The organism is Acidovorax sp. LjRoot204, from assembly GCF_056175785.1.
On the sequence record NZ_JBGFFF010000005.1, the window covers coordinates 1 to 16,838 of the forward strand.

At 66.1% G+C, this 16,838-nt stretch carries 15 protein-coding genes; 12 read left to right on the forward strand and 3 right to left on the reverse strand.

The annotated features are described in order from the left end of the window. The 11 genes from AC04MI_RS01870 to AC04MI_RS01920 form a co-directional block, all read left to right on the forward strand. The coding region (locus AC04MI_RS01870; protein WP_476496953.1) for a nitrate reductase subunit alpha at positions 1-2,575 on the forward strand (2,575 nt) is incomplete at its 5' end. Between the two features lie 17 nt (positions 2,576-2,592). Further along, complete coding sequence (gene narH, locus AC04MI_RS01875; RefSeq protein WP_056745774.1) at positions 2,593-4,116, forward strand: nitrate reductase subunit beta; 1,524 nt, start codon at positions 2,593-2,595, stop codon at positions 4,114-4,116. Between the two features lie 20 nt (positions 4,117-4,136). Next, entirely contained in the window at positions 4,137-4,838 is a 702-nt protein-coding gene (gene narJ / locus AC04MI_RS01880; RefSeq protein WP_436078241.1) for a nitrate reductase molybdenum cofactor assembly chaperone, read from the forward strand. Continuing rightward, complete coding sequence (gene narI, locus AC04MI_RS01885; protein WP_056059835.1) at positions 4,835-5,566, forward strand: respiratory nitrate reductase subunit gamma; 732 nt, start codon at positions 4,835-4,837, stop codon at positions 5,564-5,566. Before narJ ends, narI begins: the two co-directional genes overlap by 4 nt. Before the next feature lie 147 nt (positions 5,567-5,713). Next, the gene (locus tag AC04MI_RS01890) at positions 5,714-6,547 is read left to right on the forward strand and encodes a peptidylprolyl isomerase (protein WP_369804343.1); all 834 of its coding nucleotides are present in this window, start codon (positions 5,714-5,716) and stop codon (positions 6,545-6,547) included. 36 nt (positions 6,548-6,583) lie between these two features. After that, positions 6,584-7,261 (forward strand): carbonic anhydrase, encoded by a 678-nt coding sequence (locus AC04MI_RS01895; RefSeq protein WP_015012284.1) that lies wholly within the window; start codon positions 6,584-6,586, stop codon positions 7,259-7,261. A gap of 100 nt (positions 7,262-7,361) precedes the next feature. After that, positions 7,362-9,806: an adenosylcobalamin-dependent ribonucleoside-diphosphate reductase gene (locus AC04MI_RS01900; protein ID WP_099731449.1), complete on the forward strand. Its 2,445-nt coding sequence runs from the start codon at positions 7,362-7,364 to the stop codon at positions 9,804-9,806. Positions 9,807-9,865: 59 nt separating this feature from the next. Beyond that, the gene (locus tag AC04MI_RS01905; RefSeq protein ID WP_199170848.1) at positions 9,866-10,543 is read left to right on the forward strand and encodes a nitroreductase family protein; all 678 of its coding nucleotides are present in this window, start codon (positions 9,866-9,868) and stop codon (positions 10,541-10,543) included. A 45-nt stretch (positions 10,544-10,588) separates the two neighbouring features. Continuing rightward, a complete protein-coding gene (locus tag AC04MI_RS01910) occupies positions 10,589-11,002 on the forward strand; it encodes a ribonucleotide reductase subunit alpha (RefSeq protein ID WP_436078242.1) in 414 nt (137 codons plus the stop codon). Between the two features lie 8 nt (positions 11,003-11,010). After that, on the forward strand, positions 11,011-11,595 hold the full coding sequence (locus AC04MI_RS01915) for a hemerythrin domain-containing protein (RefSeq protein WP_476496956.1): 585 nt from the start codon (positions 11,011-11,013) through the stop codon (positions 11,593-11,595). A gap of 250 nt (positions 11,596-11,845) precedes the next feature. Beyond that, on the forward strand, positions 11,846-12,928 hold the full coding sequence (locus AC04MI_RS01920) for an AbrB family transcriptional regulator (protein ID WP_436078243.1): 1,083 nt from the start codon (positions 11,846-11,848) through the stop codon (positions 12,926-12,928). Positions 12,929-12,955: 27 nt separating this feature from the next. Here the strand turns inward: AC04MI_RS01920 and AC04MI_RS01925 are convergent, their stop codons facing one another. From AC04MI_RS01925 to AC04MI_RS01935, 3 genes are all read right to left on the reverse strand, one after another. Next, the gene (locus AC04MI_RS01925) at positions 12,956-13,255 is read right to left on the reverse strand and encodes a BTH_I0359 family protein (RefSeq protein ID WP_055392879.1); all 300 of its coding nucleotides are present in this window, start codon (positions 13,253-13,255) and stop codon (positions 12,956-12,958) included. A gap of 483 nt (positions 13,256-13,738) precedes the next feature. After that, positions 13,739-14,890: a DUF3108 domain-containing protein gene (locus AC04MI_RS01930; protein ID WP_436078244.1), complete on the reverse strand. Its 1,152-nt coding sequence runs from the start codon at positions 14,888-14,890 to the stop codon at positions 13,739-13,741. A gap of 34 nt (positions 14,891-14,924) precedes the next feature. Continuing rightward, positions 14,925-15,707, reverse strand: coding sequence for an IclR family transcriptional regulator (locus AC04MI_RS01935; protein WP_436078245.1), 783 nt, complete (start codon positions 15,705-15,707; stop codon positions 14,925-14,927). 102 nt (positions 15,708-15,809) lie between these two features. Here AC04MI_RS01935 and AC04MI_RS01940 point away from each other — a divergent pair, with 102 nt between their 5' ends. Next, positions 15,810-16,820: a fumarylacetoacetate hydrolase family protein gene (locus AC04MI_RS01940; protein WP_436078246.1), complete on the forward strand. Its 1,011-nt coding sequence runs from the start codon at positions 15,810-15,812 to the stop codon at positions 16,818-16,820. Positions 16,821-16,838 lie beyond the last annotated feature (18 nt).

Sequence of the window (16,838 nt, forward strand, 5' to 3'; positions counted from 1 at the left end):
CGACCAGGGCCTGTGGACCCTGGAGAACAAGGACGCACGCACCGCCAATACCGTCAAGCTCAAGCTCTCGGTGATCGAGGACGGCGCGCAGGCCCATGAAGTGGCTGATGTGGCCTTTCCGTACTTTGGCGGCGTGGCAACGCCCAACTTCACGGCCAACGAGCAAGGCGGCGACGTGATGGTGCGCCGCGTGCCGGTGTCCCACCTGGAGCTGGCCGGGCACGAAGCCCAGGGCCGGGTGATGGTGGCCACCGTGTTCGATCTGCTGGCTGGCAACTACGGCATTGATCGGGGTCTGCCCGGCGAAGAGCAGGGCGTCACCTACGACAGCGACCGTCCCTACACGCCCGCCTGGCAGGAAAAGATCACCGGTGTGCCACGCGATCAGATCATCACCGTCGCCCGCCAGTTTGCCGACAACGCGCACAAGACCCATGGCAAGTCCATGGTCATCATTGGTGCGGCCATGAACCACTGGTACCACAGTGACATGAACTACCGCGGCATCATCAACATGCTGATGCTCTGCGGCTGTATCGGTCAGAGTGGTGGCGGCTGGGCGCACTACGTGGGCCAGGAAAAGCTGCGCCCACAGACCGGCTGGACGGCGCTGGCCTTTGCGCTGGACTGGATCCGCCCACCGCGCCAGATGAACAGCACCAGCTTCTTCTACGCCCACACCGACCAGTGGCGCTACGAGAAGCTGGGCATGGAGGAGGTCCTCTCGCCGCTGGCCGACAAGAAGGCCTATCACGGCGCGCAGATCGACTACAACGTGCGCGCCGAGCGCATGGGCTGGCTGCCATCCGCCCCCCAGCTCAAGACCAGCCCGCTGCAGGTGGCCAAGGACGCCGCAGCCCGGGGCATGGACGCCAAGGACTACGTGGTCCAGTCACTGAAAGACGGCAGCCTGCAGATGAGCTGCGAAGACCCGGACCACCCCGCCAACTGGCCGCGCAACATGTTCGTGTGGCGCTCCAACATTTTGGGCTCGTCGGGCAAGGGGCATGAATACTTCCTCAAGCACCTGCTGGGCACCACCCACGGCGTGCAGGGCAAGGATCTGGGCAAGGACGAAGCCAAGCCCGAGGAAGTGCAGTGGCACACCCACGCGCCCGAAGGCAAGCTGGACCTGCTGGTCACGCTCGACTTCCGCATGAGCACGACCTGCCTGTACTCCGACATCGTGCTGCCCACGGCCACCTGGTACGAGAAGAACGACCTCAACACCAGCGACATGCACCCCTTCATCCATCCGCTGTCGACAGCGGTGGACCCTGCCTGGCAGGCCAAGAGCGACTGGGAGATCTACAAGGGTTTTGCCAAGGCCGTGAGCGAGGTCAGCGTGGGCCATCTGGGCGTCGAAAAGGACGTGGTGCTCACACCCATCATGCACGACACGGCCGGCGAAATGGCCCAGCCCTATGGTGTGCGCGACTGGAAGCGGGGCGAGTGCGAACTGATCCCCGGCAAGACGGCGCCGCAGGTCACGGTGGTTGAGCGCGACTACCCCAACCTCTACAAACGCTTTACCGCGCTGGGCCCGCTGATGGAGAAGGTGGGCAACGGCGGCAAGGGCATTGGCTGGAACACGCAGACCGAGGTGGGCCAGCTGGGTGACCTGAACGGCCGCGTGAAGGAAGAGGGCGTGACACAGGGCATGCCCCGCATCGTGACCGACATCGACGCCACCGAAGTGGTGATGATGCTGGCCCCCGAAACCAACGGCCACGTGGCCTGCAAGGCCTGGGAGGCCCTGGGCAAGCAGACCGGGCGCGACCACGTGCACCTGGCGCTGCACCGCGAGGACGAGAAGATCCGCTTCCGCGACATCCAGGCGCAGCCGCGCAAGATCATCAGCTCGCCCACCTGGTCGGGCCTGGAAAGCGAGAAGGTCAGCTACAACGCGGGCTACACCAACGTGCACGAGTACATCCCATGGCGCACGCTCACGGGCCGCCAGCAGTTCTACCAGGACCACCCGTGGATGCGTGACTTCGGCGAAGGCTTTGTGAGCTACCGCCCACCTGTGCACCTCAAGACGCTGGAAGAAGTCGAGGGCAAGAAGCCCAACGGCAACCGCGAGATCGCGCTGAACTTCATCACGCCGCACCAGAAGTGGGGCATCCACAGCACGTACAGCGACAACCTGATGATGCTCACGCTCAACCGGGGTGGCTCCGTGGTGTGGCTGAGCGAAGACGACGCCAAGGTTGCGGGCATCGTGGACAACGACTGGGTCGAACTTTTCAACGCCAACGGCGCCATTGCGGCCCGCGCGGTGGTGAGCCAGCGCGTAAACCCCGGCATGGTGATGATGTACCACTCGCAAGAGAAGATCATCAACACCCCCGGCTCCGAGATCACCGGCACCCGTGGCGGTATCCACAACTCGGTCACGCGCATCGTGCTCAAGCCCACCCACATGATTGGCGGCTACGCACAGTACAGCTACGGCTTCAACTACTACGGAACCATCGGCACCAACCGCGACGAGTTCGTGCTGGTGCGCAAGATGGACCGCGTGGACTGGCTCGACGATGAGCCTGTGTCCAGCACCGCAGCCCACGCCTGAAGCCAAGGAGAAACACGATGAAAATTCGCGCACAAATCGGCATGGTGCTGAACCTGGACAAGTGCATTGGTTGCCACACCTGTTCCGTCACCTGCAAGAACGTCTGGACCAGCCGCCCCGGGGTGGAATACGCCTGGTTCAACAACGTCGAAACCAAGCCCGGCATCGGCTACCCCAAGGAATGGGAAAACCAGGACAAGTGGAATGGCGGCTGGGTGCGCAGCCCCGACGGCTCCATCGCGCCCCGCCAGGGCGGCAAGTGGAAGCTGCTCATGCGCATCTTCGCCAACCCCAACCTGCCGCAGATCGACGACTACTACGAGCCCTTCACGTTCGACTACGACCACCTGCAGTCCGCGCCTGAAACCAAGGCCGCACCCACGGCCCGCCCGCGCAGCCTGATCACCGGCAAGCGCATGGAGAAGATCGAGTGGGGCCCGAACTGGGAAGAAATCCTGGGCGGTGAGTTCAGCAAGCGCAGCAAGGACAAGAACTTCGACGATGTGCAAAAGGACATCTACGGCCAGTTCGAAAACACCTTCATGATGTACCTGCCGCGCCTGTGCGAGCACTGCCTGAATCCGGCGTGTGTGGCATCGTGCCCCAGCGGCTCGATCTACAAGCGCGAGGAAGACGGCATCGTGCTGATCGACCAGGACAAGTGCCGTGGCTGGCGCATGTGCGTCTCAGGCTGCCCCTACAAGAAGATTTACTACAACTGGCAATCGGGCAAGGCCGAGAAGTGCATCTTCTGCTATCCCCGCATCGAGGCGGGCCAGCCCACGGTGTGCTCGGAAACCTGCGTGGGCCGTATCCGGTATCTCGGCGTGCTGCTGTACGACGCAGACCGCATCCAGGAAGCCGCCAGTGTGGAGCGCGACCGGGACCTGTACCAGGCCCAGCTCGACATCTTCCTGAACCCGAACGACCCCGATGTCATCAAGCAGGCGCGCATCGACGGCATCCCGGACAGCTGGATGGACGCCGCCCGCAACAGCCCCGTCTACAAGATGGCGGTGGACTGGAAGGTGGCCCTGCCGCTGCACCCCGAGTACCGCACGCTGCCCATGGTCTGGTATGTACCGCCCCTGTCGCCCATCACGGCCGCTGCGAATGCCGGCCATGTGGGCGTGAATGGCGAGATCCCCGACGTGTCGCAGCTGCGCATCCCCGTACAGTACCTGGCCAACTTGCTCACCGCCGGTGACACCGGGCCCGTGGTGCGGGCGCTGGAGCGCATGCTGGCCATGCGCACCTACCAGCGCGACAAGCATGTGGAACAGCGCCAGAACCTGTCGGTGCTCAAGCAGGCGGGCCTGTCGATGGCGGAGGTGGAGGAGATGTACCACGTGATGGCGATTGCCAATTACGAGGACCGCTTCGTCATCCCATCGGCCCACCGCGAATACGCAGAAAACGCGTTCGACATCCGCGGCGGTTGCGGCTTCTCGTTTGGCAACGGTTGCTCCGACGGCGCCACCGAGACCAGTATGTTCGGTGGCAAGAAGCCGCGGACCATTCCCATCAAAGCGACTGTTTGAGCGACACGGAAGGAATCACCATGTTCAAGAAGAACCCGACCTCCGTGCGCCTGACCCTGCGCGCCCTGGGCTCCCTGCTGAGCTACCCCGATGCGCAGCTGCGCAGCGTGATGCCACAGCTCATCGACGCCCTGCAGGCCGAGCAAGCCCTGACGGCCGAGCGCATGGAGGAGTTGAAGGCGGTGTGCGAGCACCTGGCTGCACTCGACCCGCTGGAAGCCGAAGCCCGCTACGTGGACAACTTTGATCGCGGCCGCCAGACCTCGCTGCACCTGTTCGAGCATGTGCACGGCGACTCGCGTGACCGGGGCCCGGCGCTCGTCGACCTGTTGCAGACCTACGAGAAGGCAGGCCTGCAGTTCCAGGCCGAGGAGCTGCCCGACCACCTTCCGGTGGTGCTGGAGTTCGCCTCTACCCAGCCGCCCGAAGTGGCCAGGGATTTTCTGGGCGAAATGGCCCACATCCTCAATGCGCTGTTCAGCGCCCTCGTGGCGCGCAACAGCCCCTACGCCAGCGTGATCGCCGCCGTGCTCGAAGTCTCGGGCCAGCGTGTGCAGTCGGTGGCGCTCACGCCCGAGCCGCCCATGGACGAGGTCTGGGCCGAGCCCGAAGCGTTTGGCGGTTGCAGCACCCAGGGCCAGTCCAAGCCCGACCAGCCGCAGCCCCTGCATTTTGTTCGTACCCCCCGCGCCGAGCGGGCACCCGAAGGAGTCTCAGCATGACCACCTGGCTTGACACCCTGCTGTTTGGCATCTATCCCTACATTTGCCTGGCCGTGTTCTTCATCGGCAGCTGGGCGCGGTTTGACCGTGACCAGTACACCTGGAAGAGTGATTCGTCGCAGCTGCTGCGCACCGGCAGCCTGCGCTGGGGCAGCAACCTGTTCCACATCGGCGTGCTGTTCCTGTTCTTCGGCCACACGGTGGGCATGCTCACGCCGCACTTTGTGTACGAGCATTTCATGAGTGCGGGCGCCAAGCAGCTCATGGCCATGGTCTCCGGCGGGATCGCGGGCACGCTGGGCTTCATCGGCCTGTCCATCCTGCTGCACCGCCGCCTGTCGGACCCTCGCATCCGCGCCACGTCCAAGACCAGCGACATCCTGATTCTGGTGCTGCTGTGGCTGCAACTGGCACTGGGCCTGGCCACCATTCCGCTGTCGGCGCAGCATCTGGATGGCTCCATGATGATGAAGCTGGCCGAGTGGGGGCAACGGGTGGTGACCTTCCGCAGTGGCGGGGTGGAGCTGCTGGCCGAGGCGGGCTGGATTTTCAAGGCCCACATGTTCCTGGGCATGAGCATCTTCCTGATCTTCCCCTTCACCCGTCTGGTGCATGTGTGGAGTGGCTTTGGCACGCTGGCCTATGTGCTGCGCCCCTACCAGGTGGTGCGTGCGCGCCGCTTGAACCTGCCCCCAGGTCACATGCAGTCGCAAGACCGCCGCGCCTGAAATCCACCGACTATCAAGGAGCACACCATGAGCGGATGTGGAACCGGGAGCTGCGGATGCGGCTCCACTGACAGCGGCGTGGCGGCAGCACCTGCCAGCACGCTGACCCCGACGCAGGCTGCGGCCTACGAGGCCCTGGTGGCAACGATGGACGATGTGCCTCTGCAAGCCACCCTGGCACCACAAGCCGGCGCCATGGGGGGCAGGGGCTTGGTGGCAGCCGAGGTGGCACGCGTCAATGGCGTGGCCCTCAATGCCCCGCACGAGTCGCTGGACGAAGAGGCCCTGCGCCAGCGTGCGTGTACCGAGCTGCTGCGCCAGGCGGCGCAACAGGCGGGCCTTCTGCCCGCGAGCGATGTGCCGGGTGTTGAGGGGGCTATCAGCGTCCAGGCCTCCAATGCCATTGAGCAGTTGCTGGAGCGTGAGCTGGACCTCCCTGACCCTTCAGAAGAAGCCTGCCGCCGTTACCACGACGCCCACCCTGCGGCACACGCCCAGGGAGAGCGTGCCCAGCTGCGCCATGTGCTCTTTGCCGTGACGCCGGGGATAGATGTGAAGCAGTTGCGCCTGCGGGCCGAGGCCTTGCTGATTGAGCTGCGCTGCGCGGACGATGGCGGTGCCCAATTTGCCAAGGCAGCAGCCCAGTGGTCCAACTGCCCCAGTGGCCAGCAGGGCGGCGACCTGGGCTGGCTCACCCGCGCCGATTGCGCCCCCGAGTTCGCCCGCGAGGTGTTTGGCGGCGCCGAGATCGGCGTGCTGGCGCGCCTGGTGCACAGCCGCTTTGGCCTGCATGTGGTGGAGGTGGTGGCCCGTGACCCCGGGCAGCAGCCCTCGTTTGAGGAAGTGCGCCAGGCCATCGCGCTCACCCTGCGCCAACAGGCCTGGGTGAATGCGTTGCGCCAATATTTGCAGCTGCTGGCGGGCGCCGCCGTGGTCGAAGGGGTGGCGCTGGACGCGGCCGACACACCGCTCGTACAGTAATTGCTCCACACACCACCGTTATCTGATTGCCTGCCCATGCCCGACGAGTTGCTGGACCGCTTGCGCCGCTTCCATGACGACGCTTTCCCCCAGTATCGCCAGCAGTTCCAGGCGCTGGTGGACGAAGGGCAGCATCCCACCACCTTGTTCATCGGGTGTTCCGACTCCCGCCTGGTGCCCTATCTGCTGACTGGTGCGGGGCCGGGCGAGCTGTTTCTGGTGCGCAATGTGGGGGCGTTCATCCCGCCGTACGACGGGTCGCATGGCCACCATGGCACCACGGCGGCCATCGAGTTCGCAGTGCTCAATCTGCAGGTGCGCCGCATCGTGGTGTGCGGCCACAGTCACTGTGGGGCCATCAAGGCGATGTATGGTGAGGTGTCGCCCGAGGCCCCCAACCTCAACCGCTGGCTGGACCTGGGGCGCGAGGCCCTGTTGCCCATGCAGCCGGGTCCCGAGGTATTGCGCCGCACCGAACAGCGCGCAGTGGTGCTGCAGCTGGAGCGCCTCATGGAGTACCCCATGGTGCGCAGCCGGGTGCAGTCGGGCCAGATCAGCCTGCACGGTTGGCACTATGTGATCGAGGACGGCGAAGTGCATGTGTTCGATGTCCAGACCGGTGGATTTGTGCCCGCTTCGCAGTCGGACCACAGCGGCACCGGCCCCTACCAGCCCTACGTGGAGCATGATGGGCAGGTGCTGGTGGACGAGTGAGCGGCCACCGACTTGCCATGGCGCTGCATTCGGAGTGGAATGAGCGCTCCTTGACGGAACGCAACCCCGTTTCAGCCTGAAACCCAAATCATCGGCCCCCATGAAACGCGAACCCCAGCCCCCACTCAACCCCACCTCGTCCCTGCAGCCCATCAGCCTGGATGTGCTGCGGGAGAAATACCTCAAACCCGGCGAAACCACGGCCGACGAGCTGTACCAGCGCGTGGCACGGGCCCTGGCCTCGGTCGAAAAACCCGAGCTGCGCGAAAAGTACGAGGCCCTGTTCCTCGCCAACCTGAAGGCGGGCGCCATCGGCGCAGGCCGCATCATGAGCGCAGCAGGCACCGACATCCAGGCCACCCTCATCAACTGCTTTGTGCAGCCCGTGGGTGACTGCATCCAGGGCGTGGATGACGAAGGCTTTCCGGGCATCTACGAAGCGCTGCGCGAGGCGGCCGAGACCATGCGCCGTGGCGGGGGTGTGGGCTACGATTTCTCCCGCATCCGTCCCAAGGGCGCGCAGGTGAAGGCCACCGCCTCCATGGCATCGGGGCCGTGCAGCTACATGAACGTGTTCGACCAGTCCTGCTCCACCGTGGAGAGCGCTGGCGCACGCCGGGGTGCGCAGATGGGTGTACTGCGCATCGACCACCCGGATGTGCACGAGTTCATCACCGCCAAGCGCACGCCAGGCCGCTGGAACAATTTCAATGTGTCGGTGGGGGTGTCGGACGAGTTCATCCAGGCCGTGCAGAACAACGCACCGTGGGAGCTGGTGCACAAGGCCCGCCCCGGCACCGCACTGCTGGCCCAGGGCGCTCGCCAGCGCGCCGATGGCCTGTGGGTCTACGCTACCGTGGCCGCGCGCGAGCTGTGGGACACGATCATGAAGTCGGCCTACGACTTTGCCGAGCCTGGCATTCTGTTCCTGGGGCGCATCAACGAAGACAACAACCTGCATTACTGCGAAGACATTGCGGCGACCAACCCCTGCGGAGAGCAGCCGCTGCCGTCCTATGGCTGCTGTGACCTGGGCCCCATCATCCTCACCCGCTTTGTGCGGCACCCCTTTGGCTTTGGGGGCGTGGCCGCGTTTGACTTTGACGCATTCACCCAAGCCGTGGCGCTGCAGGTGCGTGCACTCGACAACGTGCTCGATGTGACCTACTGGCCGCTGCCGCAGCAGCGCGATGAGGCCATGGCCAAGCGCCGTATTGGCGTGGGCTTTACCGGCATGGGCAACACGCTGGCCATGCTGTGCCTGCGCTACGACCTGCCTGAGGGCCGCACCATGGCCGCGCGCATTGCCGAGTGCATGCGCGACGCCGCGTACGCCTCGTCGGTGGATCTGGCGCGCGAGAAAGGTGCGTTTCCAAAGTTCGATGCGCGGGGCTACCTGGCGGAAGGCACGTTTGCGAGCCGGCTGCCCGAATCGCTCAAGGCCGCGATCCACCAGCACGGCATCCGCAACAGCCACCTGTTGTCCATCGCGCCCACGGGCACCGTGAGCCTGGCCTTTGCCGACAATGCCTCCAATGGCATCGAGCCGCCGTTCTCGTGGATGTACAAGCGCAAGAAGCGCGAGTCCGACGGCAGCACCACCGAATACGCTGTGGAAGACCATGCCTGGCGCCTGTACCGCGAGCTGGGTGGGGATGTGGAGGCGTTGCCGGACTACTTCGTCTCGGCCCTGGCCATGCCGGCCGAAGGCCACATCGCCATGATGGAAGCTGTGCAGCCTTTTGTGGACACGGCCATCTCCAAGACCGTCAACATTCCCGCGGACTACCCCTACGAAGGGTTCAAGGACCTGTACCTGCAGGCCTGGCGCGCCAAGCTCAAGGGCCTGGCCACCTACCGGCCCAACAGCATTCTGGGTTCGGTGCTCGAAACCCATGCGGAACCTGCGTCCGCGCCCGCTGCGGCGCCTGTGGCGCCACCCGCACCCCCGGTGGACCCCATGCGCACCGTGATCGAAAGCCGTCCGCAAGGGGGCCTTTCGGCGGTGGCTGAGAAGCTTGAATACTGGACGCAGGAAGGCCACAAGACCCTGTACCTCATCGTGTCCTTCCTGCCCGTGCCCACGGGCGTGGGCAACGGTACGGTGGACCGCGCCATCGAGTTCTTCATGCCGGTGGGCCAGAGCGGCGAGTCGCAGCAGTGGATCACGTCCAGCATGCGCATGCTGTCGCTCGCAGCGCGCGGCGGTTTTCTGGAGCGGGCGCTGTCGGACATGCGCAAAGTCGCCTGGGACCGCGGCCCGGTGCGCCTGGGCACCCACCGCAAGGACGACGGCACGCTGGTGCCCATGTGGCACGACTCCGAGGTGGCGGCCATGGCCTATGCCATCCAGAACATCCTGGCGCGCCGCGTGGCCGACCCGGTGCAGCAGCAACTGCCGCTGGACGAGCCCGCCCCGCTGCCCGTGGCCGTGCCCCAGGCCATGGCGGGCAAGAAGTGCAGCGAATGTGGCGCCCATGCGGTCATCCGCAAGGACGGCTGCGACTACTGCACGCAGTGTGGGCACCTGGGGAGCTGTGGATGAACGGTCGGGTCCCGCATCGGCCTTCCCGGCACACACGGTAAGCATTGGAAGGATTCCCCATGTCTGTCATTCCCTGGCCGTTGAACCCTTCGTCTCGCGCGCAGCCTGCTGCAGCGCGGGCCAGTGCGCCTGACGATGTGGCCGGGCTGGCGGCGGCGTTGATCCAGTCACGCCAGACCATTCTGCCCAAGCGCCTGGGCGGGCCAGGCCCCAATGCTGCCGAGCTGGCGCAGATCCTCCAGGCCGCAGCCCACGCGCCAGACCATGGCCAGCTGCTGCCCTGGCGCTTCATCCTGGTGCCGCAGGCCGCGCGTCCGCCGCTGGCCGATGTGTTTGCGCAGGCCCTGCTGGAGCGCGACTCTGCCGCCACCCCCGAGCAGGCCGAGCAGGCACGCGAGAAGGCGTACCGCTCCCCGGTGTTGCTTTTGGCGGTGGTAGATGCCGAGCGGGGCGACGCCGAGATTGATCTGGCCGAGCGCACCGTCTCTGCCGGCTGTGCCGTGCAGAACATGCTGCTGATGGCCACCGCGCAAGGCTACGGTTCGGCACTGACCAGCGGCAAGGCGCTGAAGGCGCCGAGCCTGCGGGCCTTGTTTCAACTGGCGGCCTCCGAGCAGGCCCTGTGTTTCATCAGCATCGGCACCGTGTTGTCGCGCAAGGCGGTGCGCGCACGCCCTGCGGCAGGCGCCTATGTGAGCACACTGGATGCCAAGCGGGGCGTGGTGCCTGGATTTTGAAGCGCGCCGGTGGCCCCCACCTTTCATTGATTGCGAGACCTTTTCATGGATATTTCCAGTTTTGACGACCTGCTGCAGGCTGCGCGCATGCAACCCGAGCCGCAGCGCCTGCTGTTCGTCTTCGCGGCGGTGGAGCTGCCCGACGACGCCACCCCGGCGCAGCGCGAGCGCTTCGAGGCCGGGCAGGGCGGTGCCCTGGTGCCGCTGATGTGTGTGGACAAGACGCCGCAGGAACTGGCATCGTTCGACGCACTGGTGACCGAGGCCCGCCAGTTCACCGCCCCCGGCCACGACTGGGCCATCGTGTTTGCGGCGGCGATGTCCGGCACGCTGAACCAGGCGCCCAGCAGCGCCGATGCCGAGGCGCCCTTGCAGCGCATGGTGGATGCGATCAAGGGTGGGGCGCATGGGGCGTTCATTCCGTTTGACCGCCAGGGCCACCCTGTGCGGTTTGGCTGAGGCCTGCCATGGCACAGGCGTCCGTACCTGCGTCCGCATCCACATCTGTTGCTGCGCCAAAGCATCTGCCCGGCTTCAGCGCACCGGCCGTGGGCTTTGAGCAGCCTTTTGCCATGCTGGAGGCCTGCCACGAGCGCGTGCAACGCACGCTGGGTTTGCTGGGCCGCTTGCGTGAGCATGTGCGAAAGCAGGGCGTTGACAACGATGCCCGCCAGGCCGCGCGGGATGTGCTGCGTTATTTCGAAATCGCCGCACCGCTGCACCACCAGGACGAAGAACTGCATGTGTTCCCCCTGCTGCTCGCCCAGGCCACGCCCGAGGTCCGGGCGCTGGTCACGCGCCTGCAGCACGACCACGTGGCCATGACCACCGACTGGGCAGCGGCCCGGCCCGGGCTGCAAGCGTTGCTGGATGGAAGCGCCACCGGCTTCACGCCCCAGGACGAGGCCGCGCTGGACCGTTTTGCCATGCGGTATGACGCCCACATCGCCGCCGAAGAAGGCGTGGCCTACCCTGCTGCTGCCACTTTGCTGCCGCCCGCGTCCCTTGCGGCGATGGGGCAGGAGATGGCTGCGCGGCGGGGTGCGATCTGATTGCTATTAAAAATATAGCTATAAGCACATATTCGACTGGCGCAAGAGGCCGCTAGGGCTGAAATTTGGCGCCAGCTGCCCCCAGGGACTGCTTGGCGCACGGTGCCACGCGGCCGTTGCCCGGTGGCGATGCCAGCCGTTCCGTCTGGGCAGCGCCTTGGCGGCTGCAGGGCCAGCGGCTCGCGCGATACTGAGGGGTTGCGCGCGCGACCCGCCGCGCCTGTTTGCTTGCCTGCCTGCCGTTTCCCGTATGCGCCCCCTCTTTATTGTTCGCACCCTGGCCACCCTGGCCTTGGCGTGGGCCGCTGCCGCCGCCTGTGTGGCCCTGCAGACCCCGCTGCCCTGGATGATCGGCCCACTGCTGGCCACTTCTGTCGTGTCGATGGCCGGCGGCCCCACCGAAAGCTGGGGCCCGCTGCGCAACGCCGGGCAATGGACCATTGGCGCCGCGCTGGGCCTGTATTTCACGCCCCAGGTGGTCGCGCTGATCGGCGGCCTGTGGTGGGCCATCGTGCTGGGCATTGCGTGGGCGCTGTTCCTGGGCTGGCTGTTTGGTGCGTGGCTTTACCGCGTGCATGCGCCCCGCATGCACGGTGTTCCTGCACCGATGCTGCGCGCCACCAGCTACTTTGCCGGCGCGATTGGAGCGGCGTCCGAGATGACCTTGTTGTCCGAGCGCGAAAACGCGCGCACCGACCTGGTGGCTGCCAGCCACAGCCTGCGGCTGCTGATCGTTACGGTGACCATTCCGTTCGCACTGCAGTTCAGCGGCCTGCACGGCCTCGATATCCTGCCGCCCACGCTGCGGGTGGTGAACTGGCCGGGGCTGGCGCTGATGGCGCTGCTGACCGGTGCAGGGGCGTTGCTGATGGACCGGCTGGGCCGCGCCAACCCCTGGTTCATGGGGGCGATGCTGGTGTCCATGGGCCTGACCATGGCGGGCCAGAGCCTGTCGGCAGTGCCCCAGGGCATGGTCAATGCAGCGCAGCTCGTGATCGGGGTGAGCCTGGGCGTGCGGTTTCGCGCGGAGTTCTTGCACACTGCGCCGCGTTGGCTGGCGTCGGTGGCGCTGGGCACGGTGGCGCTGATGGGCTTGTGCGCACTGTTTGCCGGTGCCCTGGCCTGGGCGACGGGGCTGCCCTGGGTCACCTTGCTGCTGGGCACTTCGCCCGGCGGCATCACCGAGATGGCCATCACGGCCAAGGTGCTGCAGCTGGGGGTGCCCGTGGTGACGGCGTTCCAGGTGTGCCGGCTGATTGCGGTGCTGATGCTGGTGGACCCGCTGTACCGGCGGATTTATCCGCCCACCGCACACGAAGGCTCGGTGGGCTGAGCTAACGCACCGGCCTTTGTCGTGGTGTCAGTGCACCACCACCGGGTTCTGCGCCAGGCCCGCGTAGCGGTCCAATGCGTCTTCCACTTCCTCCTGGGTGGGCGTGTCGCGCTGCCAGGCCAGGATCTGCTCCTGGAACATCTCGGCCCAGGAACCGTCCAGGTAGACCTCTTTGCCGGAGCGCTTGTCCACGATTTCAAAACCATGGCGCGCAAGCTGGGGAACGGCGGGGGCGGTGTCGTTGAGCACCTGGGCGCTCTTTTTCTCCACGGCATCGGGCAGCATATGGACCACCACGAAGGATTCTGAGTCGTAGAGCATGTGCATCGTGTTCCCCTTGTCGATATAGATGTCAGATGACAGCGGGTGCGCAGAGTTCAAGGGCCTTAGAACCTGTTCAAAGTCTTTTTGGAGATTGCATTGGAGTGCAATCGGGATGAGTGGAAGCTTCGGATGCGCCGCATGGGCTCGTGCCCATACAAGCAGCCGGGGCGTTCAATCGCCCGATTTCACTCCAACCCTGTGGGCAAGTGCCTTGCCGGGCGGTCTGCGGCGTTGCGGCGCTTGTTGATAGCCGAGCTATCAACTGCGCACCGCGCCTTGCATCCCATCCCGGTAAGGTACTTGTGCAACTCCAAAAAGACTTTGAACAGGTTCTTAGGTAAACCACGGCTTTTGTCCCCTGCTGCGTTGCAGTATTTCATGAAAAACGGAGCACGCCGGGTTCGCGGGGCTTTTTTGCCCGGATGGCGTATGGGCGCAACACTCCGTGCGGCGCGAGCCATCGGAGGCAGTGCTTTGAACAGGTTCTCAGGGTGGGCTGCTGGCGCGCAGCAGCAGGTCGGCGAAATCGCCGTTGGCCTGGGTGAGCTTGATGCGAACGGGCAGATAACCCAGCCCCGGCGCCACCCAGAGTTCGGCCTTCTGGTCGTAGTCCTTGCGGGGCAGGCGCAGCAGCTTGAGGGCAGGCGTGGGCCCGGCGGGCAGGTCCAGGGTTTCGGGGCCTTCCACGGTGAAGGTCCAGCGGTCGGCGCTGCGGGCGCTCACCGTGGTCAGCGTGATCTGGGTGCCGGGCGCAAAGCGGCCCGGGTCTGCGGCCAGCATAGCGCCCAGCTGGATGAACAGGCTCAGGCGGTCCTGCACGCCCGGCCCTGCCGCCGCGTCGGGCGTGTTGGCGCTGAAGGTGACACGGCCCTTGGCGTAGTCGAAATGGGCGGCCTGCTCGCTGCGGGATTTGTCAGAGAACTTTTCGGGCAGCAGCCCCTGCGCTGTGACCGTGCCCACGCTGCGCTGCGTGCGGGTACCCACCAGGAAGGCGCTGATCTCCTGGCGCGCCTCGTAGCGATTGCCGTCGTGCTGCCACAGCAGTTCGGCCCGGGCGCTGTAGGCGAACTTTTTGGCCTGGCCGCTCACATCAAACGCGAGGCGCGTGGGGGCAGGCATGCGCACGGGCGGCGGTGGGGTGCTGGCACTGCGGCCGGTGCCTCCGGGCGAGCGGATGTCCACGCCCGTGCCGGGCTGGGCGTCTTCAGCCGTGGGCTCTGGGGGGGCGGCCGGTGCCGATGCCGCAGGCGCGGGCGCCGGGGCGGCGTCGTTGGCAGGCGTCTCAGAGGTTGCGCTGGCCACGGGGGTTGTGGCACCAGGGTCCGCAGGCGCGCCGGCTTCTGTGACAGGGGCGGCCGCCAGTAGAGGCTCGGGACGGTCTGGGACGGCAGGGGCTGGGGGGCGCTTGGGGGAGGGCGCCTTTTTACGGGCCGGGGGCTGCGGTGCGGCGACGGGCGCGGCGGTCACGCTGGAGGGCGCAACGGCTGGTGGGGGCGGTGCGGGCGCGATGCTGCGCGTGCTGAACACCTGACTGGACGGCTGTGCAGGGCTGTCCCAGGCCAGGGGCACGCCGCTGAGCACCAGCCAGTGCAGGGCCAGCACCAGGGCCGTGATGAAAACCAGCGCGCGCCGTGGCATCTGCTCGCTGCTTGTGTGTGCGGGTACGGGGCCGTCAGGCGGTGCCTGCGCCCAGGTCGCTGGACAGCTGGGCTGCGGCCGCGCGCAGCGGCGCGTCAATGGCGCCGCCCCATTCGGGGTCAAAGGTGGCGATGGATCCCAGCGTGGTGATGCCCAGCTCCAGGTGACCATCGGCATCGAATACCGGCGCGCAGAAGGCGACGATGCCCGGCAGCAGCGTGTCCACCACGCGGGCGGCGCCGCGCTCGCGCACCTCGGCCAGCAGTGCGTTCACTTCGGCCATGGTGGCGGGCAGGTCGGTGCGGCGCATCTTCACGGCGCGGGCCAGCTCCTCTTTGAGCAACGGCGCCACCACCTCGGGCGACATGAAGGCCGCAAAACACCGGCCCGTGGCCGACGACAGCAGCGGCATCACGTCGCCCAGGCGCAGGTTGGCGGTGACGGCCTGGGGCGATTCCTCCCAGTGCACGATGGTGGGGCCGTGGTTGCCCCACACGGCCAGCGCCAGCGTGTGGCCGATGGTTTCCATGAGCGCGGGCATGCGTTCGCGGGCCAGGCGCACGCCATCGAGCCGCGTCAGCGAGGCCAGCCCCAGCTTGAGTGCGGCCGGGCCCAGGTCATAGCGCGCGGTGCGGGGGTCTTGCGTGACCAGGCCCAGGCGCTGAAAGCTCACCAGATACCGGTGCGCTTTGGCCGCGCTCATGCCCGCCGAGGCGGCCACATCCTTGAGCATCAGCGGTCCGCGCGAGCGCGTCAGCCCTTCCAGCAGGGCAAAACCCACCTCGACCGATTGAATTCCTGCACGTTCTTTGTCCATGTGCACTAAAATTTGCGAGTTTTGTTTAGTTAAATCAATTTACCCAAGCGTAATTCGTGTTGGGTGAAACCTTCAACCCCTTGAGACAAAGGTCCTGCCACCATGAAACTCGCTACCTACAAAGACGGCTCGCGCGACGGCCAACTGGTTGTCGTCTCCCGCGACCTGGGCACGGCCCATTATGCGACCGGCATTGCCAGCAAGATGCAGCAGGTGCTGGACGACTGGGGCTTCATCTCGCCCCAGCTGCAGGACCTGTACGACCAGCTCAACAGCGGCCGGGCGCGCCACGCCTTCCCCTTCGACCCCGCCCAGTGCATGGCCCCGCTGCCTCGCGCCTACCAGTGGGCCGACGGCTCGGCCTACATCAACCACGTTGAACTGGTGCGAAAAGCGCGCAACTCCGAAGTGCCCGAAAGCTTTTACACCGACCCCCTGATGTACCAGGGCGGCAGCGACGACTTCGTCGGCCCCTGCGACGATGTCGTGGTGCCCAGCGAAGCCATGGGCATCGACTTCGAGGCCGAGATCGCCGTCATCACCGGCGACGTGAAGATGGGCACCAACGCCGACCAGGCGCTGGACGGGATCCGCCTGGTGATGATTGCCAACGACGTGAGCCTGCGCAACCTGATCCCGGCCGAGCTGGCCAAGGGTTTCGGTTTCTTCCAGAGCAAGCCCGCCACCGCCTTCGGCCCTGTGGCCGTGACGCTGGACGAGCTGGGCGACGCCTGGGACCACGGCCGCGTGAACCTCACCGTGCAGTCCACCTGGAACGGCCGCAAGGTCGGCATGTGCGACGCGGGCCCCGAAATGACCTTCCACTTCGGCCAGCTCATTGCCCACATCGCCAAGACGCGCAACGTGCGCGCCGGCTCCATCGTGGGCAGCGGCACCGTCAGCAACAAGGGCGTGGAGCAGAACGGCCGCATGGAGTGGCCCAAGGGCTACAGCTGCATCGCCGAAAAGCGCTGCATTGAAACCATCCAGGACGGCAAGCCCAGCACCGACTTCATGAAGTTCGGCGACACCATCCGCATCGAGGTCAAGGGCAAGGACGGCGCCAGCATCTTTGGCGCCATCGACCAGACCATTGCCGCACCGGCCGCCTGAGGCCCCGCAGAGCAAAAT

Coding starts and splice junctions, on each gene's coding strand:
- narH (WP_056745774.1), top strand. CDS start 2,593: ATGAAAATTCGCGCACAAATCGGCATGGTGCTGAACCTGGACAAGTGC.
- narJ (WP_436078241.1), top strand. CDS start 4,137: ATGTTCAAGAAGAACCCGACCTCCGTGCGCCTGACCCTGCGCGCCCTG.
- narI (WP_056059835.1), top strand. CDS start 4,835: ATGACCACCTGGCTTGACACCCTGCTGTTTGGCATCTATCCCTACATT.
- AC04MI_RS01890 (WP_369804343.1), top strand. CDS start 5,714: ATGGACGATGTGCCTCTGCAAGCCACCCTGGCACCACAAGCCGGCGCC.
- AC04MI_RS01895 (WP_015012284.1), top strand. CDS start 6,584: ATGCCCGACGAGTTGCTGGACCGCTTGCGCCGCTTCCATGACGACGCT.
- AC04MI_RS01900 (WP_099731449.1), top strand. CDS start 7,362: ATGAAACGCGAACCCCAGCCCCCACTCAACCCCACCTCGTCCCTGCAG.
- AC04MI_RS01905 (WP_199170848.1), top strand. CDS start 9,866: ATGTCTGTCATTCCCTGGCCGTTGAACCCTTCGTCTCGCGCGCAGCCT.
- AC04MI_RS01910 (WP_436078242.1), top strand. CDS start 10,589: ATGGATATTTCCAGTTTTGACGACCTGCTGCAGGCTGCGCGCATGCAA.
- AC04MI_RS01915 (WP_476496956.1), top strand. CDS start 11,011: ATGGCACAGGCGTCCGTACCTGCGTCCGCATCCACATCTGTTGCTGCG.
- AC04MI_RS01920 (WP_436078243.1), top strand. CDS start 11,846: ATGCGCCCCCTCTTTATTGTTCGCACCCTGGCCACCCTGGCCTTGGCG.
- AC04MI_RS01925 (WP_055392879.1), bottom strand. CDS start 13,255: ATGCACATGCTCTACGACTCAGAATCCTTCGTGGTGGTCCATATGCTG.
- AC04MI_RS01930 (WP_436078244.1), bottom strand. CDS start 14,890: ATGCCACGGCGCGCGCTGGTTTTCATCACGGCCCTGGTGCTGGCCCTG.
- AC04MI_RS01935 (WP_436078245.1), bottom strand. CDS start 15,707: ATGGACAAAGAACGTGCAGGAATTCAATCGGTCGAGGTGGGTTTTGCC.
- AC04MI_RS01940 (WP_436078246.1), top strand. CDS start 15,810: ATGAAACTCGCTACCTACAAAGACGGCTCGCGCGACGGCCAACTGGTT.